Source organism: Providencia sp. PROV141, from assembly GCF_028481645.1.
GTDB lineage: Bacteria > Pseudomonadota > Gammaproteobacteria > Enterobacterales > Enterobacteriaceae > Providencia > Providencia rettgeri.
Genome location: NZ_JAMPPR010000008.1, coordinates 279335 through 306150, shown reverse-complemented (window position 1 = coordinate 306150; position 26816 = coordinate 279335). Strand labels below are relative to the sequence as shown.

General features: G+C 39.0%; 22 protein-coding genes and 1 tRNA gene. 14 read left to right on the top strand and 9 right to left on the bottom strand.

From position 1 onward, the window contains the following. Positions 1 to 116 precede the first annotated feature (116 nt). Both msrB and PSF09_RS07780 read left to right on the top strand, forming a co-directional pair. Positions 117 to 530: a peptide-methionine (R)-S-oxide reductase MsrB gene (msrB, locus tag PSF09_RS07785; RefSeq protein WP_115167186.1), complete on the top strand. Its 414-nt coding sequence runs from the start codon at positions 117 to 119 to the stop codon at positions 528 to 530. 107 nt (positions 531 to 637) lie between these two features. Beyond that, positions 638 to 943, top strand: a complete 306-nt coding sequence (locus PSF09_RS07780) for a YeaC family protein (protein ID WP_004911191.1) — start codon at positions 638 to 640, stop codon at positions 941 to 943. Between the two features lie 110 nt (positions 944 to 1053). Here the strand turns inward: PSF09_RS07780 and pncA are convergent, their stop codons facing one another. The 3 genes from pncA to sppA all read right to left on the bottom strand — a co-directional run bounded on the left by pncA (position 1054) and on the right by sppA (position 4746). Continuing rightward, positions 1054 to 1680, bottom strand: a complete 627-nt coding sequence (pncA, locus tag PSF09_RS07775; protein WP_272664811.1) for a bifunctional nicotinamidase/pyrazinamidase — start codon at positions 1678 to 1680, stop codon at positions 1054 to 1056. A gap of 22 nt (positions 1681 to 1702) precedes the next feature. Continuing rightward, entirely contained in the window at positions 1703 to 2722 is a 1020-nt protein-coding gene (ansA, locus tag PSF09_RS07770) for an asparaginase (protein WP_272664812.1), read from the bottom strand. A gap of 167 nt (positions 2723 to 2889) precedes the next feature. Further along, on the bottom strand, positions 2890 to 4746 hold the full coding sequence (gene sppA / locus PSF09_RS07765; RefSeq protein ID WP_272683709.1) for a signal peptide peptidase SppA: 1857 nt from the start codon (positions 4744 to 4746) through the stop codon (positions 2890 to 2892). Positions 4747 to 5217: 471 nt separating this feature from the next. Between sppA and PSF09_RS07760 the strand changes: the two genes are divergently transcribed. From PSF09_RS07760 to PSF09_RS07750, 3 genes are read left to right on the top strand one after another with little or no spacing between them, the layout of a single operon-like run. Next, positions 5218 to 5769, top strand: a complete 552-nt coding sequence (locus PSF09_RS07760) for an NAD(P)H nitroreductase (protein ID WP_272664814.1) — start codon at positions 5218 to 5220, stop codon at positions 5767 to 5769. 11 nt (positions 5770 to 5780) lie between these two features. Next, positions 5781 to 6824 (top strand): selenide, water dikinase SelD, encoded by a 1044-nt coding sequence (selD, locus tag PSF09_RS07755; RefSeq protein ID WP_004911178.1) that lies wholly within the window; start codon positions 5781 to 5783, stop codon positions 6822 to 6824. Between the two features lie 3 nt (positions 6825 to 6827). Then, positions 6828 to 8747, top strand: a complete 1920-nt coding sequence (locus PSF09_RS07750; RefSeq protein WP_272664815.1) for a DNA topoisomerase III — start codon at positions 6828 to 6830, stop codon at positions 8745 to 8747. 65 nt (positions 8748 to 8812) lie between these two features. Here the strand turns inward: PSF09_RS07750 and xthA are convergent, their stop codons facing one another. After that, positions 8813 to 9625 carry an exodeoxyribonuclease III gene (xthA, locus tag PSF09_RS07745; RefSeq protein WP_272683708.1) on the bottom strand — a complete coding sequence of 271 codons (813 nt, stop codon included), beginning with the start codon at positions 9623 to 9625 and terminating at the stop codon, positions 8813 to 8815. 565 nt (positions 9626 to 10190) lie between these two features. Here xthA and PSF09_RS07740 point away from each other — a divergent pair. After that, a complete protein-coding gene (locus PSF09_RS07740) occupies positions 10191 to 11066 on the top strand; it encodes a LysR family transcriptional regulator (protein ID WP_004911163.1) in 876 nt (291 codons plus the stop codon). A 1-nt stretch (position 11067) separates the two neighbouring features. Here PSF09_RS07740 and PSF09_RS07735 read toward each other — a convergent pair. From PSF09_RS07735 to PSF09_RS07725, 3 genes are all read right to left on the bottom strand, one after another. Then, a tRNA-Tyr gene (locus tag PSF09_RS07735) sits at positions 11068 to 11152 on the bottom strand. 159 nt (positions 11153 to 11311) lie between these two features. Continuing rightward, entirely contained in the window at positions 11312 to 12160 is an 849-nt protein-coding gene (purU, locus tag PSF09_RS07730) for a formyltetrahydrofolate deformylase (RefSeq protein WP_210840352.1), read from the bottom strand. A 93-nt stretch (positions 12161 to 12253) separates the two neighbouring features. After that, a complete protein-coding gene (locus PSF09_RS07725; RefSeq protein ID WP_272664816.1) occupies positions 12254 to 12733 on the bottom strand; it encodes a YchJ family protein in 480 nt (159 codons plus the stop codon). 125 nt (positions 12734 to 12858) lie between these two features. Here PSF09_RS07725 and rssB point away from each other — a divergent pair, with 125 nt between their 5' ends. Next, the gene (gene rssB / locus PSF09_RS07720) at positions 12859 to 13869 is read left to right on the top strand and encodes a two-component system response regulator RssB (protein ID WP_210840354.1); all 1011 of its coding nucleotides are present in this window, start codon (positions 12859 to 12861) and stop codon (positions 13867 to 13869) included. Between the two features lie 159 nt (positions 13870 to 14028). Then, a complete protein-coding gene (galU, locus tag PSF09_RS07715) occupies positions 14029 to 14949 on the top strand; it encodes a UTP--glucose-1-phosphate uridylyltransferase GalU (protein ID WP_272683707.1) in 921 nt (306 codons plus the stop codon). 465 nt (positions 14950 to 15414) lie between these two features. Here the strand turns inward: galU and hns are convergent, their stop codons facing one another. Continuing rightward, entirely contained in the window at positions 15415 to 15825 is a 411-nt protein-coding gene (gene hns, locus PSF09_RS07710) for a histone-like nucleoid-structuring protein H-NS (protein WP_004254106.1), read from the bottom strand. Between the two features lie 531 nt (positions 15826 to 16356). On the opposite strand from hns, the gene PSF09_RS07705 reads away from it, so the two are divergent. Next, entirely contained in the window at positions 16357 to 16986 is a 630-nt protein-coding gene (locus tag PSF09_RS07705) for a thymidine kinase (RefSeq protein WP_210838696.1), read from the top strand. A 198-nt stretch (positions 16987 to 17184) separates the two neighbouring features. Here the strand turns inward: PSF09_RS07705 and adhE are convergent, their stop codons facing one another. Continuing rightward, entirely contained in the window at positions 17185 to 19890 is a 2706-nt protein-coding gene (gene adhE, locus PSF09_RS07700) for a bifunctional acetaldehyde-CoA/alcohol dehydrogenase (RefSeq protein ID WP_198641108.1), read from the bottom strand. 482 nt (positions 19891 to 20372) lie between these two features. On the opposite strand from adhE, the gene PSF09_RS07695 reads away from it, so the two are divergent. The 5 genes from PSF09_RS07695 to oppC all read left to right on the top strand — a co-directional run bounded on the left by PSF09_RS07695 (position 20373) and on the right by oppC (position 26808). Then, positions 20373 to 21017: a YchE family NAAT transporter gene (locus PSF09_RS07695; protein ID WP_004254112.1), complete on the top strand. Its 645-nt coding sequence runs from the start codon at positions 20373 to 20375 to the stop codon at positions 21015 to 21017. A gap of 528 nt (positions 21018 to 21545) precedes the next feature. After that, complete coding sequence (locus tag PSF09_RS07690; RefSeq protein ID WP_420704860.1) at positions 21546 to 23159, top strand: ABC transporter substrate-binding protein; 1614 nt, start codon at positions 21546 to 21548, stop codon at positions 23157 to 23159. A 93-nt stretch (positions 23160 to 23252) separates the two neighbouring features. After that, positions 23253 to 24893, top strand: coding sequence for an oligopeptide ABC transporter substrate-binding protein OppA (oppA, locus tag PSF09_RS07685; RefSeq protein WP_272664819.1), 1641 nt, complete (start codon positions 23253 to 23255; stop codon positions 24891 to 24893). 71 nt (positions 24894 to 24964) lie between these two features. Beyond that, positions 24965 to 25885 carry an oligopeptide ABC transporter permease OppB gene (gene oppB / locus PSF09_RS07680; protein WP_004254116.1) on the top strand — a complete coding sequence of 307 codons (921 nt, stop codon included), beginning with the start codon at positions 24965 to 24967 and terminating at the stop codon, positions 25883 to 25885. A 14-nt stretch (positions 25886 to 25899) separates the two neighbouring features. Beyond that, positions 25900 to 26808 (top strand): oligopeptide ABC transporter permease OppC, encoded by a 909-nt coding sequence (gene oppC, locus PSF09_RS07675; RefSeq protein ID WP_004911132.1) that lies wholly within the window; start codon positions 25900 to 25902, stop codon positions 26806 to 26808. Positions 26809 to 26816: the final 8 nt, after the last annotated feature.

The window sequence follows — 26816 nt, the reverse complement described above, 5'->3', positions numbered from 1 at the left end:
TAAGATGCTTCTTAGTTTAGAATAGTTTTACAGAAAATGTTGTTAATTTTTTGTTGATTGAAATTGATGTATGATAACCATTGAACATTTTAGTTATTTAAATATTTAGGTGTGACATGTCAAAAAAAGATAACCAACCTATTGATATTTCAGAGTTAAATGAAATGCAACGCTACGTTACACAGCAAGCAGGCACCGAGCCGCCATTCAGTGGTCAATTATTGCATAACCGTAAAGACGGTGTGTACGAATGTTTATGCTGTGGTTCACCTTTATTTATGTCTGAGACCAAATTTGATGCAGGTTGTGGTTGGCCAAGCTTTTATCAACCCGTCAATGAAGAGGCTATCAAATACATTGAGGATTTCTCACATGGAATGCATCGTATTGAGGTTCGCTGTCAACACTGTAATGCGCATTTAGGGCATGTATTTCCCGATGGTCCTCAGCCCACGGGTCAGCGTTACTGTATTAATTCAGCATCATTAAGCTTTATTGATGATGATAGCGGTGAAAAGACCCGTGGATAAAGAGCTGAAGGGTGCTGAAATTTTAATATTAGAATGACAAAAACGATTCAGCTAAAATTAAGAATAATAAAATAACGTGTTAATTGCGTACTTGAAGGAGCCTTACCGTGAGCGTTGAAGTTAATCCAGAGCAACTTGAACAATTATTAGCAGTAATGACACCTGAAATCTATCAGCGCCTAGTAACCGCAGTTGAGCTTGGCAAATGGCCGGATGGGGTGATGTTAACGCCAGAACAAAAAGAGCATAGCTTGCAAATGGTATTATTGTGGCAGTCGCGGCATAACCATGACCCAGAGCATATGACGGTAGGGACTAATGGCGAAATTACGATGAAGAGCAAGCAAGAGCTAAAAACGTTGTTTCAAGGTGAAATGTTGGCAACATTAAAACCGCAAAATAATGATGAGTAACATTGACTTTGTAAAATAGGTTGGTTATTCAATATGGTGCTGCACAGTGACAGCGTCACTAAGACAAGTTTTCTCATCTGACATGAGAAAACTTGTCTACAGAGTATGGGTTAATGCAGGTCAGTTAACGTGATTAACCCCGCACCTTGCTTTTGCATTTCGTCTAAAGCTTCTTGGCTGTCATTGGCTGCAAGATTAACACCTCTACATCCATCTACTAAAACATCTACGCTATAGCCTAATTTTAATGCATCTAATACGGTAAATTTGACACAGTAATCCGTCGCAATTCCCATAATAATTAAATGCGAAATGTGTTGTTCTTGTAACCATGCATGTAGGCGGGTTTGGCTGATTTTATCGTTATCGAAAAAGGCACTATAGCTATCAACCTGCGGGTTTTCCCCTTTGGTGAAAGTTGCACTAATCAGCGATTGGTTTAAATTTGAATGTAATTTAGCGCCGTGCTCACCTTGTACGCAATGAATAGGCCACCAAACTTGTGTAATGCCATTTAACTCACCGACTTCGCCAATTTGAGTATTTGAATTAGCCGCGAAACTAAGATGTGTCGCAGGATGCCAATCTTGGCTTGCAATGATGTCTATCTGTTTTTGTTGGCAAATAGCCATCGCCTTATTAGCAACATCAATAACATGTTCACTTTCATTTACTGCTAATGTGCCACCGGTGCAAAAATCGTTTTGTAAATCGACTAACAGTAATGCTACTTTCATTGTGTCCTCAGTATGTTATCTGTTATTCATCAGCATAGCTCAACTCGCCGCGCAAATTATTCTGCATTAACTCTCGGATTAAAGCTGGGGTATAATTTTGGCTTAGTAAGTAGTGCAATTTACTTAAGGCGGCTTCAAAAGTCATGTCGTATCCACTTATCACACCAGCTTCTGCCAGAGCGTGTCCTGTGGCATAGCCTTCCATATTAACACGGCCAGAAATACATTGTGTCAGGTTCACCACAATAATGCCTCGGTTCGTTGCCTCGCGGAGTATACGTAGTAATTCAGGTTGCTGAGGGGCATTACCGACACCATAAGAGCGCAATATAAGCGCTTTAACAGGTTGTTGGAGAATATTGCGAACAATCTCAACCGAGAGTCCAGGATAAAGTGTAACAACACCGATAGGTTGAGGCGTAATTCGGTGGCTTTTAAATTCACCTATGCCAATAGGTGCAGGGCACGTATTGAATGTGCGAATATTGATACCCGCCTCCATTAAGGGGGAGCAGTTAGGCGAACTGAAAGCATCAAAGCCGTCAGCATGAGCCTTAACGGTGCGGTTACCGCGATATAATTTGTTATTAAAAAATAGCCCAACTTCATTAACTGGATAATTAGCCGCTAAATATAAGGCATTTAATAGATTCGTTTGCCCATCAGAACGTAATGCTTCTAACGGTATTTGTGACCCTGTCACGATTACCGGCTTTTTCAAGTTTTCAAACATGAAAGATAACGCTGAGGCGGTGAAAGCCATGGTATCAGTGCCATGTAATATAACAAAGCCATCATAAAGTGGATAATTTTCCTGAATATCATCAGCGATGAGCTGCCAATCTTCAGGGGTGATATCAGACGAATCAATCAACGGTTGATGCTCACGGATGGTAAACTCAGGCATTTCAGGGCGGTGAAACTCGGGCATTTGAGCTAACTGAGTTTGCAAATGACCAGAAACAGGAACATATCCCTGTGGTGAATGGCGCATGCCAATTGTTCCGCCAGTGTAGACTACATAAATTGATTTCTTCTGCATCTTATTACCTAATTTATCCAACTTATCGAAGGAGAGTGATTATTAGGATTTTGACGTATTTGTTAGCGTATTACTATCGTTAACTTGCGAATAATTAGATTGATATGGGGTTATTGATGGGTTTGTGAGAGAAATCCCCTTCATCAGCGCTGAAGGGGATTGAGCGATTAGTTAATTTCCGCGCAATTTAAGCAAAATGCGTAGCGGTTTTGAGGGTCATTCATTTTTAAGAAAAACTGAGCTTGCTGGCGGATATCCGTTGCGACTGCGGGGGGTAAAAACACCTGTAGTACATCCGGCATCGCGGCTTGAACGCTAGTGGTTAATTCAAGCAACAATTGATCCATAAAGGTCATCTCAGGCTTCATCCAATCTAGCTTAACATCAGTGAGTTTAGCGAGTTCAGCGGCTTTATCTATGGCATTGTCAAAATCACCTAGCTGGTCTACAAGGCCATTTTTAAGCGCGTCTTGCCCGATCCACACACGGCCCTGAGCGATTTTATCTATCTCTGCAGGTGTTTTATGGCGAGCTTTTGCGACTAAGCCTATAAATGTCTCATAACCATTTTCAATCGTAATTTGCATCATATCAGCAAATTGTGGGCTAATCCCTTTAGTCAGAGAAATATCGGCTAATGGTGATGTTGATACTCCATCAGTATACACCCCTATAGAATCTAAAGATTTTTCAAAGGTATTGATCACACCAAATATACCAATTGAACCAGTCAGCGTGTTTGGGCTGGCAATAATATAGTCAGCTGGAGTCGATACCCAATACCCCCCAGATGCTGCCATTCCCCCCATAGAAACCACCACGGGTTTACCGGCAGCATGGGCCGAAGCCAGCTCACTGCGAATCAAATCAGAAGCGCTTACGCTTCCCCCCGGGCTATTAACGCGTAACACAATTGCTTTAATATTATCATCAAGGCGAGCATCTCGAATTTGTGCTGCGATGGTATCGCCTCCTGCAATCCCAGCCGTTTGCGGGCCATCCATGATAGCACCTTGAACAACAATCACGGCGATATTGCCACTTTGATTCGCATTGGTATCTGTTATTTTAGCGGAGTAATCATAGATACTAATATTATTGAATTGCTTATCATCTTTATTCCAGCCAAAGTGTTTACTGAGTAAATCTTCAACTTGTTCGTTTGTATAAAGTTTATCAACCAATTTTTGTTTTAAAGCATATTGTGCGCTATCGCCTTTCACAGAACGTAATTGTTCTAAAATAGCATCAGCCCCAGGGAAAATTTGCGTGCTGGTTGTATTGCGGTTTTTGGCGATCTCTTCTAGGTAATTATTCCACAGAGCATCCAACCATTGTTTATTGGCCAAACGTGCTTCAGGGGACATTTCATCACGCATTAATGGCTCAACCGCTGATTTATAGGTACCAACACGGAAAATATGGCTGCTAACTTTGAGTTTTTCTAGTAGTGACTTGTAATACAAGCTATTAGTTGCAAAACCATATACCCCAACAGCGCCTTGCGGTGTGAGGTAGATATCATCAGCGTAACTGGCGAGATAGTATTGTGATTGGCTATAACTGCTACCGATAGCGTAAACCTGTTTCCCTGAACTTTTAAATTCATTGATTGCTTTACCGATATAAGCCAGAGAGGGTTGGTCGGCACCAACTAAATCATCTAGGCGTAATACCATCCCTGTAATACGGTCATCATTTGCGGCGGTACGAATGGTGTCAACGATGTCGAATAATGAATTTTCTTGCATGCGGCTATTTGAAGTACCAAGCAGTTCACGGCTCATACGACCAAAGGGGTCCGGAGCAGAAACTTGGTCTACGATAACGCCTTGCAAATCAACATACAAAGCACCAAAATAATTTTTTTCGGGTTGAGTCTCTGTTTGGTAAAGGGCAATTGACCCAATAACGACAAAGAATAACACTAAGAAAATGGCGTTAAAAACGAATTCCCTAATAAAATTTAGTGCTCGCCAGCTAATTCTAAAGATGGTAGCGATGATGTCCCAAAGTTGACGCATGTTTTCTCCTATCCTGTATATTTTGCACCATACGGGTGTTGGCTTCACTGGTTTGCCGTTGGCTTATGGCACAAACTATTTTTGGATATCACATAAATATTTCTTTCTACAGTTGGGTTATTTCCGCCTGTAGCACGAATTTACGACAGTATACTCAAAAGCAAATCTGTTACCCGGTCATCACATCGAACTGTTGATGTCTTAGTTGTATCAATACAATTAGTTGCAACTGCAGGCTATTTTTATGCATCACAAAATTATGATACGCAAGGTACAATGCTTCAATGATATTTTTCACGTGTGACAAATGATACAATTCAATGAATTTATAACGTAATTTTACCTAGCGAATAACCGTTATTATTGTATTAGTGTAAGCGATTTTCCTTTAAGCTTAAACAATAGATAGCGTGGGTATCATTATCTAATTGAATGATTATCATATCAGTTTACTCTTAAACGGAGACAAATATGGATGCTTTAACCCTTTTGTTGAACCGCCGTTCAGCTTCAAGACTCACATCACCAGCACCGCAAGGTGAAGAACTTAACAATATACTTGCAGCGGGGATGAGAGCACCTGATCACGGTGCGTTGAAGCCGTGGCATTTTGTTGTTATGCAAAATGAAGGTATTAACCGCTTCAGTGAGCTATTAGAAAAAGCGGCAATTGAAGGGCAATTAGGTGCTGAAGTAGAAGAAAAAGCACGTAACGCGCCTTTTCGTGCTCCACTCATTATTACTGTAATTGCAAAATTAAAAGACCATCCGAAAATACCACAATGGGAACAATTAGTTGCTGCGAGTTGCACTGTTCAAGCAATGCAAATGGCTGCGGTTGCTCAAGGGTTTGGCGGTATATGGCGCTCAGGAGCATGGACAGAAGATGCTGTGGTTCGTGCGGGATTAGGTTGTGGAGATAACGACCGTATTGTTGGGTTTCTTTATTTAGGAACGCCAGAGCTTAAAGCACCAGCAAAAGTACAATCTCCTGATATGACAGGCTTTGTATCTTACTTCTAAAGAGAATAATAATGACTGAAAAAATTAGATTAACACAATATAGTCATGGTGCAGGCTGCGGCTGTAAAATTGCACCTAAAGTATTAGAGCAAATTTTACACACGGAACAAGCAAAATTTCATGACCCACATTTGTTAGTTGGAAATGAAACGAAAGATGATGCGGCGGTTTATGATCTCGGTAACGGGATTGGTATCATCAGCACGACAGATTTTTTTATGCCGATCGTTGACTCTCCGTTTGAGTTTGGCCGTATTGCCGCAACTAATGCGATTAGCGATATCTTTGCTATGGGCGGAAAACCGATTATGGCAATCGCTATTTTAGGCTGGCCAATTGCTAAGTTACCACCAGAAGTGGCTCGTGAAGTGATTGAGGGTGGACGTGCCGCTTGTGCGGATGCTGGCATATCATTGGCTGGAGGGCACTCTATTGATGCACCGGAACCTATTTTTGGTTTGGCAGTTACAGGTGTTGTGAATACAGAATATGTGAAGAAAAATAGTGCCGCAACAGCGGATTGCGAATTGTTCTTGACTAAACCGCTTGGAATCGGTGTTTTGACAACCGCTGAGAAAAAAGGGGTACTTGCGCCGGAGCATCAACACTTAGCGGCAGAAACCATGTGCCAAATGAATAAGTTAGGGGCGGTGGTTGCACCTTTAGAGGGTGTGACGGCTATGACGGATGTAACTGGTTTTGGTTTATTGGGGCATTTAAGTGAGATTTGCGAAGGGTCTAAAGTTCGCGCTGAAATTTCCTTTAGTAAAGTTCCTAAATTAGCTAACGTCGAAAAATATATTGAAGCAGGTTGTGTTCCTGGCGGAACAACCCGTAACTTCGACAGTTATGGTCATCTTATTGGCCCAATGAGTGATATGCAACGTCAGTTATTGTGTGACCCGCAAACCTCTGGTGGCTTACTCATTGCAGTAAAACCTTCCGAAGTCTCTAAAATTAAAGAGATTGCACAGCAGCAAGGTGTTTTGTTACAGTCTATCGGTAAATTATTACCCCATCAGGATAATGTTCCTTTAGTTGAAGTGATAGATTAATTTATGCGTTTGTTTATTGCGGAAAAACCGAGCCTTGCAAGGGCCATTGCAGATGTATTACCCAAACCCCATAAACGAGGTGATGGTTTTATTCAATGTGGTGATGGCCAAACCGTAACATGGTGTATTGGCCACCTTTTAGAGCAGGCGGAACCCGATGCTTATGAACCTCGGTATGCACGTTGGAATCTTCAGGATTTGCCAATTATCCCAGATAAGTGGCAATTGAAGCCCCGTCCCGCAGTAACGAAACAGTTAAAAACCATTGAAACATTACTGAAGCAAGCTTCAATAGTCGTCCATGCAGGAGACCCCGATAGAGAAGGTCAACTGCTAGTGGACGAAGTGCTTGATTTTTTAAAGCTCGACCCTGAGAAACGCAAAACCGTAAAGCGTTGTTTGATCAATGACCTTAACCCACAAGCCGTTGAGCGGGCAATTGACCGCTTAAGAGAAAATCGTGAGTTTATCCCTCTTTGTGTCTCAGCCTTAGCGAGAGCAAGGGCGGATTGGCTTTATGGTATCAATATGACTCGTGCTTATACGCTATTAGGGCAACGAGGTGGATATCAAGGTGTTCTTTCTGTTGGGCGAGTACAAACACCAGTTTTGGGCCTCGTTGTTAGGCGTGATGAAGAAATAGAAAATTTTATCCCTAAAGACTATTTCGAGGTGAAAGCCCATATTGTTACGCCAAAAGATGAGCGTTTTGTGGCGATATGGCAGCCAAGTGACTCCTGCATAGATTACCAAGACGAAGAAGGGCGTTTGTTCCACCGGCCGCTTGCAGATCATGTGGTATCGCGAATTGAGGGCAAGCCTGCCATCGTGACGCAATATCAGGACAAGCGCGAGTCTGAAATTGCACCATTGCCTTTCTCTTTGTCGTCTTTACAGATTGAAGCCGCTAAAAAGTATGCGTTGAGTGCACAAGAAGTGTTGGATATATGCCAACGCTTGTATGAAACACATAAGTTAATTACTTATCCACGTTCAGATAGTCGCTATATACCTGATGAACATTTTGCAGGGCGACACAGTGTATTGAATGCGATTGCTGTGCATCAGCCTGATCTCACTGAATTTGAACTGCCAGAGTTAGATAAGAAGAATCGTTGTTGGGATGATAAAAAAGTGGATGCCCACCATGCAATTATTCCAACAGCAAAAACGGCAGCAGTCAAATTAACGGAAAATGAAAGTAAAATTTACCAACTGATTGCACGCCAATATATTATCCAGTTTATGGCAGATGCGGTATACCGTAAGTGTACAATTGATCTCGAAATTGAAAAGGGTAAATTTATTGCAAAAGCTCGTTTTCTTGCTGAAGCGGGTTGGCGAGTTGTATTAGGCAATAAAGAACGTGATGCCGAAAACGATGGCATGCCTTTGCCGGTTGTGAGCAAAAATGATGAGTTGTTATGTGAGAAAGGGGAAGTTGTCGAACGGCAAACACAGCCTCCGCGCCCTTTTACGGATGCAACGTTATTATCAGCAATGACTGGGATCGCGCGGTTTGTGCAAGATAAAGCATTAAAAAAAGTATTGCGAGAAACGGATGGCCTTGGTACGGAAGCGACTAGGGCGGGCATCATTGACTTACTATTCAAGCGCCAATTTCTCTACAAGAAAGGGCGTTACATTCATTCCTCTCCGGCGGGAAGGGCTCTAATTCATGTTCTACCCGATATGGCAACATTACCGGACATGACCGCTCATTGGGAATCAGTGTTAACTCAAATTAGTGAAAAACAATCACGTTATGATGACTTTATGCACCCGCTAGGTCAAACGTTGATGCAATTAATTCACCATGCACGCCAATTTTCAAATTTGAGGGCATTTCGAGAATTACCAGCCCCATCAGCAAAAGCAGGGAAAAAATCAGCAAAAACGGGTAAGAAAACGAAAAAGAATTAGCTGAGTCTGGTAAACCAATAAAAGGCGCTTTAAGCGCCTTTTTGCATTATAACCAGTGAGGAAAATTATTTTGTTAGGTCAAACTCAGACCACACCGGTGCATGGTCTGATGGTTTTTCCATTCCGCGAATATCATAATCAATGCCCGTTGCAATACAACGTTCAGCAAGGTTATTTGAGGCTAGTAATAAATCAATACGTAAACCGCGGTTATCATCAAAACCCTTAGAACGGTAGTCAAACCATGAGTAGCAATCAGCAACATCAGGATTTTTAGCTCGGTATGTATCGACCAAGCCCCAGCCTAACAATTTAGCCAACCATTCACGTTCTTCAGGTAAAAAAGAACATTTTCCGGTTTTTAACCAACGTTTGCGGTTTGCATCACCAATACCGATATCCAGATCGGTTGGGCTAATATTCATATCACCCATAATGAGTAATTGAGATTCAGCCGTTTGTGTTGATGTAATGTAATTCTGTAAATCTTGATAAAATTTTTCTTTTGCTGGAAATTTTGTTGGGTGGTCGCGGCTTTCCCCTTGAGGAAAATAACCATTAACAACAGTCAATGGGCCACGCCCTGTTTGGATGTCAGCCATGATAATACGGCGCTGTGCGTCATCATCGTCAGTTGGAAAGCCTTTACGGACAGCAAGAGGCTCATTTTTTGTTAAAAGAGCCACGCCATAATGGGCTTTTTGGCCGTGAAAAAAAACATGATAGCCGAGCTGGCTAACCTCTTCATAAGGGAACATATCATCATGGACTTTTGTTTCTTGTAAACCAATAACCTCAGGTTGATGTTTTTCGATGATTGCAGCGAGTTGGTGAGGACGAGCTCGAAGGCCATTGATATTGAACGATATGAATTTCATGGTTTTTTATCACCTAGTTTTATGATTATTATGCTTATTCTACCAGATGGTAGCAATACTGTAACCCCGCGTAGCATGTTTCAACGATTAGGTTGTTTTATAGTTAATAACGATTATGATAAAAATGGTCATTACATAACTCATTCTTGGTATAATATCAAAATTTAGCGCTTAATATAAAAATTATAATAAATTTAGTTAATCAAAAAATATTATGATTAATTAAATTTATTATGGGTGCTAGAATTTAATTTCCGATTAAAATTAAATTAATAATTTCAATATTAACTAGTTTTAATTTCATTTAAAGTCAATTGGTTATTTATATTTTAATGTGATTTAATAGTGGAGGCATAAAAAATAATTAATCGAAACAGTATAATATATTGCTTTGTAATGATGGAAATTATAAAAATACTTTTATGAAATATTGTTAATCATTCAATAAAAAATCAACTTTGACTTTTTATTTTTTGGATTAATTTATGGGCTAATCAATATAATTATTAATGAGAAAGTTAAGTATGTTGATTAACATTTTAATAAATGGAATGGGGTCATAGATATGTTCTTTTCAAGAAAATTAGAGGCGTTTATGGCGGTTGTTGAGAATGGCTCGTTAAGCAAAGCGGCAAGAGTGATGAACCGTACGACACCTCCCATCGCAAAGTCAATCAAAGACTTTGAGACAAGCCTAGGTAAACGGCTTTTTAAACGAGAAAAATTTGGAATGACATTAACTAAGGATGGCCAAGAACTTTATAACGATCTAAGAGATCTTTATTTACAGGAGAAGGAAATAACGAAAAAACATTTTTCAGGTTATATAATCAATGAGGCTAATATTTATTATGACTGGGGTAAGGAAAATCATTTAATTAATTTATATCAATCAGCACATCAAAATAATGTACAAGTAAATATATTAAGGTTTAATTATGATGAAGTAGATGAAATTGTCGATTATGATGGAAATACACTTATTCTTAGTTCAGAGCAGGTTGTCAGTGAGCGATTTTCATTACAAAAAATAATAGAAAATTCACCATTAGGTATTTATTGTCGGAAAGAACTGTATGAGAAATTTCATTATGATCTTGTTACATTATTACAAAAAAGTACCTGGCTATGTGACCCAGCATTTTATAAAAGTTCATTGATGAGCGATTTATTAGCAAAAATTGAAACGGTTGATAATAAAACGAGCGTGAGGCAAATGGATAATATTGGCTGTTGCCAAAGTTTTATTCAAGATGGTGACTTTATAGGCATTATAGACCACTATCCAGAAGAAGAATTAATCGATAAATCATTAATTTATATACCATTAAACAAGATTTTGGGGAAAAGTGTTTGTTACATTTATAAATCGAAATCACACTCTAGTGTACTAAATCGTTTTATGGGTGTTGTTGATAAACTAGGGGGGGATGTTAATTAAATGGTGGTGGGAGAAGGATTCGAACCTTCGAAGTCTGTGACGGCAGATTTACAGTCTGCTCCCTTTGGCCGCTTGGGTATCCCACCAGATTTTGAGTTGCTGTAATCATTGACAGCGGGCGGCATCATATCAAATGACGCGCCGCTGTAAAGCATTAATTTTCAATAAAATGGTTGTTTGCTGTTTTTTTATTCTTAATGCGTGTTAAATCAACAAAGTGTTGCTAAAGAAGCCACAGTGTTGGCTTATAAAATAATGGTGCGATTACCATATACAAATACACGTTGAGCTAAAACCCAGTAAAGAGCATGGCTTAGTACATTTTTTTCAACATCACGTCCAGCACGCATCATATCATCCGCTGTGAATGTATGGTCTACATTAATCACGTTCTGTGTAATGATTGGTCCTTCATCAAGGCTGTCATTAACAAAATGCGCAGTAGCACCAATAATTTTTACGCCACGCTCATAAGCTTGGTGATACGGGCGGGCACCAATAAAGGCAGGTAAAAACGAATGGTGAATATTGATAATCTGGTTTGGGTAATGCTGAACAAATGCAGGCGTTAATACGCGCATATATTTAGCCAACACAACATAGTCAGGCTGATACTGGTCAATCTGTGCTGTCATTTTTTCGTCATGTTGTTCGCGAGTTAAGCCTTCATGACTAATATGGTGGAACGGGATGCCAAATTGTTCGACTAAGTTCTTTAGTGTATCGTGGTTTCCAATAACCGCAGCAATTTCAACATCCAAGCCATCATAAGCACTTTTCATGAGTAGGTCGCCCAGACAATGCGCTTCTTTGGTTACCATGACGACAATACGACGTCGACCTGCAGTATTTAATTCACGTTGAGACCCGACAGGTAATGCATCATCGAGATCCGCTAATAATGTTTCATCGTTGAAAATACCTTCTAGCTCAGTTCTCATGAAGAAACGGCCAGTGTGATGATCAACAAATTCATTATTTTGTACAATGTTGAGTTGGTGTTTATAGCAAATATTGGTGATTTTCGCGATTAATCCTTTCGCGTCAGGGCAAATTGTCCTGAGAATTTTCTTTTGTACAATTTTGTGTTGCATGAAACAGCCTAATCCTTAACTAACAAAGCGATATAAAAAATGACGGATTGAGTATTAAATGTGTCTTGTTGACAGGTATTAAATAAAGGGTAATTAGTCTGGGTGCCCACACTTTTTATATTTTTGGCCAGAGCCACAAGGACATAAATCATTACGACCGATTTTTGGGGTAATACCGTCTATATAATACCAACACGAATCCATCTTAATAAAACGCGAACGTTCATGAATAAGCTGCTTATGATCAGCTTTTTCATCAATAAAGCAAGCCGAAAATTCGACATAAGCTTCATCGTGATTTTTAGCATAAGAAGAACTAATAACACGAAGACCACACCAGCGTGTCTTCGAAAAACTATTTACAATTTCTTGGTGCCATTCTTGAGCATGGCAATCCGGGTGCCATGTTTTAATCAGATAATCGGCATTTTGGTGTACATAAGCGCTATATCTGGAGCGCATAAGCTGTTCAGGCGTCTGTGGAATAGATTTCCCTTGTAAAAAAGGGGCGCAGCATTGTTCAAATTGTGCTTCGTTGCCACAGCAACACCTATCTTCTACTTGTGATTTCATAACACTCTCTATAAAAATAAGTATAAGATTGAAAAGTCACTATACTTAAATGATGGCGAATAAATGATTTTATCGTATGAATAATTGTATTGTTAATTAAACCAGGCTTTTGCAGTAGGTATCTTATGAAAAATAGAAAAGTACTCATAATAGAAGACGAAATCACCTTCTGTACAATTTTAAAAAATTACCTCGAAACGCTGGGTATTGAGATCTATACCGCAGATAATGGTCAATTAGCAATAGAGATGTTAACAATAGACGGTATCAACCCTGATATCATTCTATGTGACCTTAATATGCCGATAATGAATGGTGAAGCGTTTATGCGAGAGCTGATCGCTCGTAATATTGATATTCCAGTCATTGTGATTACAGCAACAACCGATTTTACCCAGTTAGATAGAATGTTTCGTTTAGGGGCAAAAGATGCTTTGCTTAAGCCAATAAAAAATTTAGATGAAGTTAAAGTGACCCTCCTTTCTGCACTGTATCCTGAGAAAAATAATCTAACAGAGCTAATGGGGGAGGAAATTCATCAAATTTCTACATTAATGCAAGATCATACTCAAGATATGTTGACAGTGTTGAAGCAGTTACAACCGCCGGTACACCAAATTATAAATAATTACCGAATTAACTATCGCCAACTTAATGAGGCTAACCGCTTTGGCTTATTATTAGATTTAGCCGCTATTTCAGACAGTCAAATAGGATTTTACTGCATTGACACTGAGCGCTCTCCCCAGGAAGGTATTATGGCTGCTTTTTTGATTCGTGTTGTGTTCAATGACCTATTAAAAAGTGCGGTAAGCTACCCAGAAAAAAAATTACCGAATATTGATAGGATTATTAATCAAATAAACTATTTACTAGAGGACTCGGGGTTTAGTGGGCAATTCCCTCTCTTATTGGGGTATTTTAATACACAGAATAAAGCAATTATAATGGCGAGTGCAGGCTTAGAAGCGGAAATAACGACAGAAAATACGCATGTTAAGTTACCAAGAAGTCTTCCTTTAGGCACACTTAAATTTTATCAATCTAATCATTTAGAGGTAAAAGGGACTGCTTGGCAGTGTTTAATTCGTAATGATAGCCAGAAAATAAAACTTATGTTTAACTCGGAGACATAACTAATGCCTAAAATACATGCATATGTCATCTAAATAACTCTATTCAGACTCGTCGCTATTTATTCATAAATATTTCCTGATATACTTTTGCGCACTTAAAATGCCTCTTGATACTTTAGTGAAATTCGAGAGACAAGGATGATATCTGGAGTGATAAAAATGACACAGCGCAAGGTGCGTAAAGCGGTAATCCCCGTTGCGGGCTTAGGGACACGTATGCTTCCTGCAACAAAAGCGATTCCAAAAGAAATGTTGCCAATAGTCGATAAGCCACTTATTCAATATGTTGTTAATGAGTGTATTGCTGCGGGGATCAATGAAATTGTTTTAGTAACACATTCATCAAAAAATTCCATTGAGAACCACTTTGACACAAGCTTTGAGTTAGAAGCTATTTTAGAAGCGCGTGTTAAGCGCCAGTTATTGGATGAGGTTCAATCTATTTGTCCAAGCCATGTAACGATTATGCAAACGCGACAAGGAATAGCAAAAGGATTAGGGCATGCAATTTTGTGTGCTAAACCGTTAGTCGGTGAAGTACCTTTTGCGGTTATTTTACCTGATGTCATTTTAGACCGTTACAGTACAGATTTAACCAAGTTTAACTTGCGTGAAATGCTCGAACAATATGAATCAACAGGTGCAAGTCAAATTTTAGTTGAACCAGTCCCTGAAGAAGATGTATCTAGCTATGGTATTGTGGATTGCAGTGGAGAAACACTAGCGCCTGGGGATAGCAAAAGAATTGTTCGTATGGTTGAAAAACCAAAACGTGAAGAAGCTCCATCTAATTTATCTATTGTTGGTCGCTATGTTTTATCTGAAAAGATTTGGGATGCATTAGCTAAAACAGCCCCCGGTGCTGGTGATGAAATACAATTAACTGATGCTATTGCATTAATGATGGAAAATAATGAGCCTGTAGAGGCCTACCACTTATGTGGTAAAAGTCATGACTGTGGAAATAAATTAGGTTATATGAAAGCATTTGTTGAATATGGAATGCAGCATGATGCGTTGGGTGAAGAGTTTACTCAGTGGCTGACGAAATTATCAATGTCATTGAATTCAACAAAATAAAATTTCACAATAAATTTTTATTAAAGGCTAACTTAATTTGTTAGCCTTTTTTATGCGTAAAAAAATAAATTATTAACAATAAACATCAGGTATTAAGGCGTATCGCTCTGATTTAGACTGTTTAGTTGCTACTCATTATAAGTGAGAGGTGTACAAAAATTAACATATAACCCCATTATATAAATAAAATCACTGAACAATATTTAAGTTTATCTAATTAAGCTTACATATCTTTACTACTCTTTTTTATTTATCATGATTATTTGATTGGTAGTGTAATACAGCGCAAAGGCTTAAACAGAACAGTTAAATGAAGTGGGGCGGTAGTTATGCGGCTTTAGTGCTAAAAAAGGGGGGTATAATAGCTAAGCGCTTTTTCTTAGTAGAGGTTAATATAAAATAATATATAAAGGTTTAAACAAAAACACCCTTATAAAAGGGTGTTTAGAATACATGTTGAGGCTATTAGATTAAGAAATCATCTAAAGATTTGCCTTGTTCTTCAATGGCAACCTTGATTACCGCTGGAGTACGGCCTTGGCCTGTCCAAGTTTTAGTTTCGCCATTTTCATCAACATATTTATATTTAGCTGGACGTGCAGCACGTTTAGCACGGGTGCTAGTGCTTTTACCTGAGTCCATGGTTTGCAGAAGGTCATTTAAATCGACGCCTTGCTCAAGAATCATTTCACGAACTTTTTCCAATTTACGGTTACGTTCTTCTAATTCCGCGCGAGCTTGGCTCTCTTCATCACGACGTTCTTCAACAACGACGGTTAATTTTTCCAGCATTTCTTCTAAAGATTCTAAAGTTACTTCGCGAGCTTGAGCACGAAGAGTACGGATGTTATTTAACGCTTTTAATGATTCGCTCATTTTCCTGGTCTCAAATTATTTGTTGGCATGTGTACAGTAATAATAGAATGCTATTTTAAATTCTGCAATAGCTAAATTACTTCCTTAGTTTAAAAGTAATCTTTAACGAATGCAATTTTTTTACAAAAGAAAAATAAACTTTTCGTAGATATATATATAGCTATTATCAATAACTGAACTAAACGAAAAATAGGAATAAGCCAAAATCTTAGTGATTAAATAATTCAAAAAAGAAGAGGCGTGTCTCATTTTACTTTTACTCGGAATGAATTGAAGGGAAGGTCTGGCTTAAATTTTCTTTTTTTGATGATGTTTTTTAGCGGAATGTGCTTTAGTTGAAACTGTTTATAGTTAATATCAAATTGATTTTTATTGCATACGAGCTAAGCAATTATTTGCAATAAGGTGTAAGTTGAGCCTAAAAAAAGTTAAATTTTCAATAAGTAAAGGACATCTACACCAATATTGTTAATCCTGAAGTATGTTTTATGGTAAAATTATTATGTATATTAATTTTGAGGGAACAGCCAAATGGCTCAGCTTTACTTTTATTATTCAGCAATGAACGCGGGAAAATCAACGTCATTATTGCAATCATCGTATAACTATAATGAAAGAGGAATGCGTACGGTTATTTTTACGGCAGAGATAGATAACCGTTTTGAACAAGGAAAAGTCTCATCGCGAATAGGTTTATCTGCAGAAGCGTTACTATACTCAACGACAACAAATATGGCCGAGTTAATCAAAAAAGAAAATAGTGAACAAAAAGTACATTGTGTTCTTATTGATGAATGTCAGTTTCTAACAAAAAAGCAAGTTGAAGAATTATGTGACATAGTCGATAACGAGGATATTCCGGTTTTATGTTATGGATTGCGTACCGACTTTGCAGGACAATTATTTGAGGGTAGTCAATATTTGCTTGCTTGGGCTGATAAATTAGTTGAGCTAAAAACGGTTTGCTATTGCGGGCGTAAGGCGAGCAAGGTATTACGAATAGGAAGTGATGGGGTGCCTGTATATGAAGGCTTACAAGTCGATATAGGGGGTAATGAAAAGTATATCTCTGTTTGTCGTAAGCACTATTCAGAAGCAATAAAACAAGCTCAGTTGATGAATGAGGGCGTTATACCTAAGCAGCCACTTCATTTTCGATGAGCAGAAATATTTTGGTGTAGGGACTAAAATAGGCTTCGGTTATCGGATTATTACGGCAGTTAATGAAATCAACTCAGTGGGTTAAATTATTTTATATAATATTGATTTTATGTATTCTTGCTGTCATCCATTTCAAATAGTGAAACAAAAGGCACTACAATAATTGTAGTGCCTTTATTTTAAATAATGTTTAACACATTATTTCTTAGCGTTTTTCTTTTCTACTTCTTTTTTTACGGCTGTTTTTTTCTGAGGCGCTTTTTTTTCCTCTTTATCAATCACAGGCGTATCTTGATGCTCAACAAACTCACGACCATAATAAGAATCCAGTAATAACTGTTTAATTTCAGAGATTAAAGGATAGCGGGGGTTTGCTCCTGTACATTGGTCATCAAATGCATCTTCAGAAAGTTTATCTACACGGGCTAAGAAGTCGGCTTCAGTTACACCAGTCTCACGAATAGATTTAGGAATGCCTAAATCAGCTTTCATTTCCTCCAACCATGCGAGTAATTTTTCAATTTTCTCAGCAGTCCGATCTCCAACTTTAGTGAGCCCTAAATGATCTGCAATTTCTGCATATTGGCGACGTGCATGAGGTCGATCGTATTGGCTAAACGCAGTTTGTTTTGTTGGGTTATCATTAGCATTAAAACGGATAACATTACAAATTAATAATGCGTTCGCAAGGCCATGAGGAATATGGAACTCTGAACCAAGTTTGTGAGCCATTGAGTGACAGACACCTAAGAATGCGTTTGCAAATGCAATACCCGCAAGTGTCGCTCCGTTATGAACACGTTCTCTTGCAACAGGGTTTTTAGCGCCTTCGTGGTAACTGGCTGGTAAATAATCTTTTAACAAACTCAGGGCTTTAAGTGCTTGTCCGTCAGTAAATTCATTAGCTAAAACAGAAACATAAGCTTCCAATGCATGAGTGACAGCATCTAAACCACCAAAAGCAGTTAACGATTTAGGCATATTCATGACTAAGTTCGCGTCAACAATTGCCATATTTGGTGTTAATGCATAATCCGCTAATGGATATTTTTGGCCTGTTTTATCATCAGTCACTACGGCAAATGGAGTCACTTCTGAACCTGTACCGGAAGTCGTTGTGATAGCAACTAATTTAGCCTTAACGCCCATTTTAGGGAAACGGTGGATACGTTTACGTATATCCATGAAACGTAATGCTAGTTCCTCAAAATGAGTTTCGGGGTGCTCATACATAACCCACATGATTTTAGCCGCATCCATTGGTGAACCACCACCTAATGCAATAATGACATCAGGTTGGAATGCTTGCATTTGTGCAGCACCTTTACGGACAACCGTTAATGTCGGGTCTGCCTCAACTTCAAAGAAAACATCAGTTTCAATGTGATGTTTTTTGAGAACGCTAACGACTTCATCAACATAACCATTATTGAATAGATAGCCATCGGTTACGATAAAGGCGCGTTTTGCACCGTCAGTTGCAATCTCTTCAAGGGCGATAGGTAGACAACCACGGCGGAAGTAGATTGAGTTCGGAAGTTTATGCCACAACATATTTTCAGCTCTCTTCGCCACAGTTTTGGTATTGATAAGGTGTTTTGGACCGACGTTTTCAGAGATGGAGTTCCCCCCCCAAGAACCGCAACCTAGTGTAAGAGAAGGCGCTAATTTAAAGTTGTACAGGTCACCAATACCGCCTTGTGACGCTGGCGTATTGATTAAAATGCGCGCAGTTTTCATTTTTTGGCCAAAATAGTTAACTCGTTCATGTTGGTTATCTTGGTCAGTATATAGGCAAGAGGTATGGCCAATTCCTCCCATTTCAACTAATTGTTCCGCTTTTGCAACTGCATCTTCAAAATTCTTACCACGATACATGGCTAATAATGGAGACAGTTTTTCATGAGCGAACGGTTCTGATTCATCAATGGCTTTTACTTCACCAATTAAGATTTTAGTTGTTTTTGGCACGCTAATACCGGCCATTTCGGCAATTTTATAGGCAGGTTGACCAACAATAGCAGCGTTCAGGTTGCCATTTTTTAAGATGATATCTTGAACTGCTTTGAGCTCTTTTCCTTGTAGCAGGTAGCCACCATGGCTGGAAAAACGCTCACGAACTTGGCTGTAGATTTCATCCACGACCACAACGGATTGTTCAGATGCACAAATAACCCCGTTGTCGAATGTTTTTGACATCAAAATAGATGCGACAGCGCGCTTAATATCTGCCGTTTCATCGATCACCACAGGGGTGTTACCAGCACCAACTCCGATTGCGGGTTTGCCTGAGCTATAAGCGGCTTTCACCATGCCTGGTCCACCTGTTGCTAAAATCAGGTTTATATCAGGATGGTGCATTAAGGCATTGGATAGCTCAACAGAAGGGGAGTCAATCCAACCAATAATGTCTTTTGGTGCACCCGCTGCAATAGCAGCATCAAGCACGATTTGTGCAGCACGGTTAGTGGCAATTTTGGCGCGAGGGTGCGGAGAAAAGATAATCGCGTTACGTGTTTTTAAGCTAATGAGTGATTTAAAAATTGCGGTTGAAGTTGGGTTAGTTGTTGGCACAATACCACAGATAATGCCAATCGGCTCAGCTATCGTAATTGTCCCAAATGTTGGGTCTTCAGATAGCGTACCGCAGGTTTTTTCGTCTTTATAAGCATTGTAAATATACTCTGAAGCAAAGTGGTTTTTGATCACTTTATCTTCAACAATACCCATTCCAGATTCTTCGACAGCAAGTTTTGCTAGGGGGATACGTGCGTCAGCAGCAGCGAGGGCAGCAGCTCTAAAGATTTCATCAACTTTTTCTTGGGAGAAAGTAGCGAATTCACGTTGAGCTTTTTTGACACGAGCAACGAGTTCATTGAGTTCGGTAACGTTAGTTACGGACATATAGATTACTCCTGATAAATGTTAAACTTTTTAAGCCAATGAGCAATGCATCCATAGAGCGAAGAAATGCTTAAAGATGAAAGTATAGATGTAATCTATAATAACGCTGCTCATCATCGCTTATTGGCTTAAAAACCTTATTCAATATTGAGTTAATATCCTAATTAGCTCTGTCTATCAGTTAAGAGTAGATTAACAAAACGGTAATTAAATAAAGTGATCTAAATCACGAAAACGTCAAGCTGACTCCTTTCAGCACGTGTATTTATGCACAAGTTGAATAAATGTTGTTCATCTATTACTTAATTTAATATTATCAAAACAATTCGTGCGGATAATCTATGTCTATCTAACTAAATATTAAATAAATTTAGCAAGTTAAAGAAAATATTGTTTTACTCAAGGAAATTAATAACATCGGTGGTAAAATTATGAAAGGTATCAATGAATCTCTAAAGAGAACTGCTTAAGGAAATGAATGGGTGAGTAGCGCATTACTTGATTTATCGGGTTATATTAAATTTTTTATTGGTTTGTTTGCACTTGTAAACCCAGTTGGCATATTACCTGTGTTTATTAGTATGACAAACTATCAAAGTAATGCTGGGCGAAATAAGACTAACACCATTGCAAATACCTCAGTTGCGATCATTTTATGTACTTCATTATTAATTGGCGACTCAATACTGCAATTATTTGGCATTTCAATTGATTCCTTCCGTATTGCTGGGGGAATTTTGATCGTCACAATCGCGATGTCAATGATTAGCGGTAAAATTGGTGAAGACAAACAAAACAAGCAAGAAAAAACAGAAACTGCGGTTAGGGATAGCATCGGTGTTGTACCTTTAGCTTTACCTTTAATGGCGGGGCCTGGTGCAATAAGTTCTTGTATTGTATGGTCATCTCGTTGGCATGGTTGGCAAAACTTTTTAGGCCTAGCATTGACGAGTATCGCTTTTGCCTTTTGTTGTTGGTTACTATTTCGTTCAGCGTCTTTATTGGTTCGTTACTTAGGTCAAACAGGGATCAACGTAGTAACCCGTATCATGGGGTTATTATTGATGTCGCTGGGAATCGAGTTTATTGTGACGGGTGTTAAGGCCATATTCCCAGGCTTATTGTAATTTCATTTCTTTTTATGGCTGCAAATCGACCCTATTTGCAGCCATACCTATTGTTAATTTACCTCGTATCACACATATCAGTTTTGCCATTCAGATAGCATATTTCTCTTTTTTTAATTGACTGGCTAAAATTTTAGCTATCAATAATCACGTCTAAAAAAATGATACCTGTAATTATATGTGGCATTTATTGCTAAAACAGGGATAAAAAGTAAGGAATTGTGAGCTACGTAAATTTATTCACTATTCTAATTGGTGTTTGTTAATGATATGTTTGGAAATGTGCTTGGGAGCTATCTTATTGCATATAACCAATATTTCACTAACTAATTGTAATGTAAGTGAATTATAACAATGACTCCTGTTTTTTTTAAAACTTACTTAAAATTTTTAACTGACTAATGTTAATTAATTGTTTTAATTATTTGAGTTCATTAAGTGGATTGCCCATAAGGAAATAGCGGTACTAGGGCTTAAATATCAGCGTGAAGAAGGTGGCTAGTGAGGTTATAGCACCATGAATGAATCATGAGGGATAGGATGTTCAAATCAACACTTGGTTTTGGTGTACTCTCGTTATTATTTGTTACGTTACAGGCAAGTGCCACGGAAAAAGTAAAACAGGTTATTACAATTAACAATGGCTCAGAAGTGACTTCACTTGACCCCCACAAAGTGGAAGGGGTGCCAGAAGGCAATGTGATATTAAACTTATTAGAAGGTCTAGTGTATACCGATATAGACGGTAAGTCGGTTCCTGGCGTTGCTAAAAGTTGGAGTAATGAAAATTTCACCACGTGGGTTTTTACTTTACGAGATGATGCAATGTGGAGTGATGGTTCGCCAGTAACCGCTGAAGATTTTGTGTATAGCTGGCAACGCTTGTCTGACCCAAATACCGGCTCGCCTTACTCCAGTTACTTACAAAATGCATATATTTTAAATGCAGATGCAATTTTAGCAGGGAAAATGCCAGCAACAGCGCTGGGAGTAAAGGCGCTTGACCCGCAACATTTGCAAGTGACGCTTAGCCACCCTGTGCCTTATTTTGTAGATATGCTTTCCCATACATCTATGAAACCCGTGAATAAATCTGCGATTCAACGACATGGCGATAAATGGACCCAGCCTCAAAATTTTATTGGAAACGGGGCATACGTATTGGATAGCTGGGTGGTAAATGAACGTATTGTTGTCAAACGAAATCCATTTTACTGGAATAACCAAAATAGCCGTATTGAGCAAGCAACCTTTTTAGCGATTAGTTCCGAAGTGAGTGATATTAATCGTTATCGTAGCGGTGAAATTGACATTTCTAATTCAGCAATCCCACCTGTTTTATATAAAAAAATGCAGCAAGAAAGGCCCAATGAGTTATATGTTCGGCCTTATTTATGTACGTTCTATTACGAAATTAATAATCAAAAAGCGCCGTTTAATGACCCGAGAGTGCGTGAAGCAATAAAACTAGGGTTAGATAGAGAAACAATCACCAACAAAATTATTGCTCAAGGACAAAAAGTCGCTTATGGCTTTACGCCAACCTTTATTAATAATGGCAATTTTACATTACCTAATTGGGCAAATTTATCGGCGGAGCAACGTTACCAACGAGCAAAAGATTTGCTTTCACAGGCAGGCTATAACAAAGAAAACCCATTGAAATTTGCTTTATTGTACAACACTTCAGATCAAAATAAGCAGCAAGCTATCGTTGCGGCATCCATGTGGCAGAAAAATATTGGCGCACAAGTTATGTTGCAAAACCAAGAATGGAAAACATCATTACAAAGTCGCCATGAAGGAAACTACGATGTTGCTAGGGCGACATGGTGTGCAGATTACAATGAACCAACCGCCTTTTTGAACATGATGCTGTCTCAAAACAGTAATAATACCTCTTTTTATAATAATCCGGACTTTGATGCCTTACTTGAGAAAGCGTTAATTGCACCAGATCCTTCATCTCGTCATGCGATATACCAACAAGCTGAAGCTTTGCTAGACAAGGATTCGGCGATTGTTCCTGTTTATTATCGTGTCAGTGCTCGAATGATAAAACCGAGTGTTAGTGGATTTAAAGGTAATGACCCTCTTGATTATACGGATATTAAACGGTTATATATAAATGAACCTAATTAATAATATCTAAATAATTATAAAAAGTGTTCATCATCGTAGATGAACATGTATCAACACACAATCATAATAATATATATGGGAGTAACCGATAAGATGAGTAAATCAATCAATAAATCGATTATTGCACTTAGCGTAATGACTGGGTTAGCAATGGGCTCTATAGCAACAAGTTTTGCTGCAACGGTTCCTGCTGGAGTTGAACTGGCAGAAAAACAGGTAATGGTTCGAAATAATGGTTCAGAACCTCAATCTTTGGACCCACATAAAATTGAAGGGGTGCCTGAATCCGCTTTAGCAAGAGATCTTTTCGAAGGGATCACGATAGTGGGGCCTGATGGTGAAATTTTACCTGGTTCGGCAACCAGCTGGGAAAACAAAGATTTTACAGAGTGGACATTTAAAATTCGTGATGGCGCTAAGTGGTCTAATGGTGACCCTGTCACGGCAGAAGATTTTGTGTATAGTTGGCGACGATTGGCTGACCCTGATACCGCATCACCTTATGCAAGTTATTTGCAATATGCTCACATCCAGAATATTGATGATGTTATCGCAGGTAAGAAAAAACCGGAAGAACTTGGTATTAAAGCCCTTGATGACAAAACCCTAGTTATTACACTGAGTGAAGCTGTTCCTTATATTCCTAAATTATTAGCGCACTCATCTATGTCGCCAGTCAATAAAAAAGTCATTGAACAATATGGTGCTAAATGGACGCAACCACAGAATTTTGTCGGGAATGGAGCATATAAATTAAAAGATTGGACGGTAAACGAGCGCATTGTATTAGAACGTAGCCCAAGCTATTGGGATAATGCGAATACAGTTATTGATCAAGTTACGTTTTTACCTATTTCTTCAGAAGTCACGGATGTTAACCGCTATCGAAGTGGTGAAATTGATATGACATACAGTAACTTACCTATCGAGCAGTTTAAAAGCTTACAACAAAATATGCCGAATGAGTTACGTGTAAACCCGTATCTCTGTATTTACTATTATGAAATTAACAATGAAAAACCGCCATTTAATGATCCTCGTGTTCGTGAAGCGTTAAAGCTATCTATGGATAGAGATACGATTACCTATAAGGTCAAAGCGCAAGGGGATATTCCTGCGTATGGTTTCACACCACCATTTACCAGCGGTATGAAAACAGAAAAACCGGATTGGTATGCGAATATGACCCAAGAGCAGCGTAATGAAAAAGCGAAACAGTTGCTAGAAGAAGCGGGATATAACAAGGCCAATCCATTAAAATTCAACCTATTGTATAATACTTCAGACTTACATAAGCGTATTGCCATCGCAGCTTCTTCTATGTGGAAGAAAAATATTGGCGCGGAAGTGAAACTAGAAAACCAAGAATGGAAAACCTTCTTAGACAGCCGACATCAAGGTAACTATGATGTCGCACGTGCAGGCTGGTGTGCTGACTACAACGAGCCGTCCTCCTTCCTGAATATGTTACTTTCCTACAGCAGTAATAATACGGTTCATTATAAAAATACAGATTTTGATGCGGTGATGAAAAAAACATTACAAGTCAAAACAGATGATGAACGTGCAGAACTCTATCAACAAGCTGAAAAATTACTTGATAAAGACTCCGGTATTGTTCCTCTTTACTACTATGTTAATACGCGTTTAGTGAAACCTTATGTCGGCGGTTATAGTGGCAAAGACCCATTAGATAACCTGCATACTAAAGATTTATACATTATTAAACACTAATACAGTTGCACTGGCTCCATTCATTGGGGCCAGATATTCGCCTATTTAGGCAATAGAAGTAGGAAAGAGCGATGTTGAAATTTATTTTTCGTCGGTTGTTAGAAGCCATCCCGACTCTTTTGGTTCTGATTACCATTTCATTTTTTATGATGCGATTAGCCCCAGGGAGTCCGTTCACTGGCGAGCGGAAATTGCCACCGGAAGTGATGGCAAATATTGAAGCTAAATATCATTTAAATGACCCAATGTATAAGCAGTATTTTAATTATTTAATTCAGCTTTCTAAAGGTGACTTTGGTCCATCATTTAAATACAAGGATTACAGTGTTAATGATTTAGTTGCTAAAGCATTTCCGGTCTCAGCAAAATTAGGGGCAACGGCATTTATTGTTGCTGTTTTATTTGGGGTATCCGCAGGGGTGATAGCCGCACTAAACCAAAATACCAAATGGGACTTTACAGTCATGGGGTTTGCCATGACGGGGGTTGTTATCCCAAGCTTTGTTGTCGCACCGTTATTGGTGCTGATTTTTGCCATTCATTTGAAATGGTTTCCTGGCGGTGGCTGGGATGGCGGAAATCTAAAACACATGGTGCTCCCCATGGTTGCGCTTTCATTAGCTTATATCGCCAGTATTTCCCGTATTACACGCGGTTCGATGATCGAAATTATGCATTCTAATTTTATTCGTACTGCTCGTGCAAAAGGGTTACCGCTAAGAACTATCATTTTACGCCATGCACTCAAACCAGCGTTGCTTCCCGTGCTCTCATACATGGGGCCTGCCTTTGTGGGGATTATTACCGGGTCAATGGTAATTGAAACTATTTTTGGGTTACCAGGGATCGGCCAACTCTTTGTTAATGGTGCACTTAATCGTGATTATTCACTGGTATTGAGCTTAACGATTTTAGTTGGGGTACTGACAATTACATTTAATGCAATTGTCGATGTTTTGTATGCAGTTATTGACCCTAAAATTCGTTACTAAGCCGGAGAAACACGATGCTATCGAATCAAAAAAATAGTGAAGCTCTGGCGAATTTTTCAGAGCAGCTCGATATTGAAGGGCGCAGTTTATGGCAAGACGCAAGGCGCCGTTTTATGCACAACCGTGCGGCAATTTTTAGCTTATGTGTCTTATTTTTAATTACTCTGTTTGTTATTTTTGCTCCCATGTTATCGCCTTTTTTATACGATGACACCGACTGGGAAATGATGTCAATGCCACCTGATATGGCAACTGGACATTATTTTGGCACAGATGCTTCAGGCCGAGATCTATTAGTGCGTGTCGCGATTGGTGGGCGTATTTCCTTGATGGTGGGAGTCGCAGCTGCGCTAGTTGCCGTGGTGGTAGGAACGTTATACGGTTCATTAGCTGGGTATGTGGGGGGAAAAGTGGATTCCATCATGATGAGGATATTAGAAATTTTAAACTCCTTCCCATTTATGTTTTTTGTGATCCTCCTAGTCACATTGTTTGGTACCAATATCTTACTGATCTTTGTGGCGATTGGGATGGTATCGTGGTTGGATATGGCGCGTATTGTTCGCGGGCAAACACTTGGATTAAAGCGCAAAGAATTCATTGAGGCAGCGCTGGTTTGTGGTGTTAGTACACGGCAGATTATTTTACGTCATATTGTTCCTAACGTTTTAGGTGTCGTCGTGGTGTATGCCTCATTATTAGTTCCAAGTATGATTTTATTTGAGTCATTTTTGAGCTTTTTAGGTTTAGGTACACAAGAGCCATTAAGTAGTTGGGGGGCTTTATTAAGTGATGGGGCGAACTCAATGGAAGTCACTCCGTGGTTATTACTGATCCCAGCAGGTTTCTTAGTCATTACGCTATTTTGTTTTAACTTCATCGGTGACGGGCTGCGTGACGCGCTCGACCCGAAAGATCGCTAGAGGGAACA

What these genes read in the sequence shown, in the direction of transcription:
- msrB (WP_115167186.1), top strand. Translation starts at nt 117, where the DNA reads ATGTCAAAAAAAGATAACCAACCTATTGATATTTCAGAGTTAAATGAA.
- pncA (WP_272664811.1), bottom strand. Translation starts at nt 1,680, where the DNA reads ATGAAAGTAGCATTACTGTTAGTCGATTTACAAAACGATTTTTGCACC.
- ansA (WP_272664812.1), bottom strand. Translation starts at nt 2,722, where the DNA reads ATGCAGAAGAAATCAATTTATGTAGTCTACACTGGCGGAACAATTGGC.
- sppA (WP_272683709.1), bottom strand. Translation starts at nt 4,746, where the DNA reads ATGCGTCAACTTTGGGACATCATCGCTACCATCTTTAGAATTAGCTGG.
- PSF09_RS07760 (WP_272664814.1), top strand. Translation starts at nt 5,218, where the DNA reads ATGGATGCTTTAACCCTTTTGTTGAACCGCCGTTCAGCTTCAAGACTC.
- selD (WP_004911178.1), top strand. Translation starts at nt 5,781, where the DNA reads ATGACTGAAAAAATTAGATTAACACAATATAGTCATGGTGCAGGCTGC.
- PSF09_RS07750 (WP_272664815.1), top strand. Translation starts at nt 6,828, where the DNA reads ATGCGTTTGTTTATTGCGGAAAAACCGAGCCTTGCAAGGGCCATTGCA.
- xthA (WP_272683708.1), bottom strand. Translation starts at nt 9,625, where the DNA reads ATGAAATTCATATCGTTCAATATCAATGGCCTTCGAGCTCGTCCTCAC.
- PSF09_RS07740 (WP_004911163.1), top strand. Translation starts at nt 10,191, where the DNA reads ATGTTCTTTTCAAGAAAATTAGAGGCGTTTATGGCGGTTGTTGAGAAT.
- purU (WP_210840352.1), bottom strand. Translation starts at nt 12,160, where the DNA reads ATGCAACACAAAATTGTACAAAAGAAAATTCTCAGGACAATTTGCCCT.
- PSF09_RS07725 (WP_272664816.1), bottom strand. Translation starts at nt 12,733, where the DNA reads ATGAAATCACAAGTAGAAGATAGGTGTTGCTGTGGCAACGAAGCACAA.
- rssB (WP_210840354.1), top strand. Translation starts at nt 12,859, where the DNA reads ATGAAAAATAGAAAAGTACTCATAATAGAAGACGAAATCACCTTCTGT.
- galU (WP_272683707.1), top strand. Translation starts at nt 14,029, where the DNA reads ATGACACAGCGCAAGGTGCGTAAAGCGGTAATCCCCGTTGCGGGCTTA.
- hns (WP_004254106.1), bottom strand. Translation starts at nt 15,825, where the DNA reads ATGAGCGAATCATTAAAAGCGTTAAATAACATCCGTACTCTTCGTGCT.
- PSF09_RS07705 (WP_210838696.1), top strand. Translation starts at nt 16,357, where the DNA reads ATGGCTCAGCTTTACTTTTATTATTCAGCAATGAACGCGGGAAAATCA.
- adhE (WP_198641108.1), bottom strand. Translation starts at nt 19,890, where the DNA reads ATGTCCGTAACTAACGTTACCGAACTCAATGAACTCGTTGCTCGTGTC.
- PSF09_RS07690 (WP_420704860.1), top strand. Translation starts at nt 21,546, where the DNA reads ATGAGGGATAGGATGTTCAAATCAACACTTGGTTTTGGTGTACTCTCG.
- oppA (WP_272664819.1), top strand. Translation starts at nt 23,253, where the DNA reads ATGAGTAAATCAATCAATAAATCGATTATTGCACTTAGCGTAATGACT.
- oppB (WP_004254116.1), top strand. Translation starts at nt 24,965, where the DNA reads ATGTTGAAATTTATTTTTCGTCGGTTGTTAGAAGCCATCCCGACTCTT.
- oppC (WP_004911132.1), top strand. Translation starts at nt 25,900, where the DNA reads ATGCTATCGAATCAAAAAAATAGTGAAGCTCTGGCGAATTTTTCAGAG.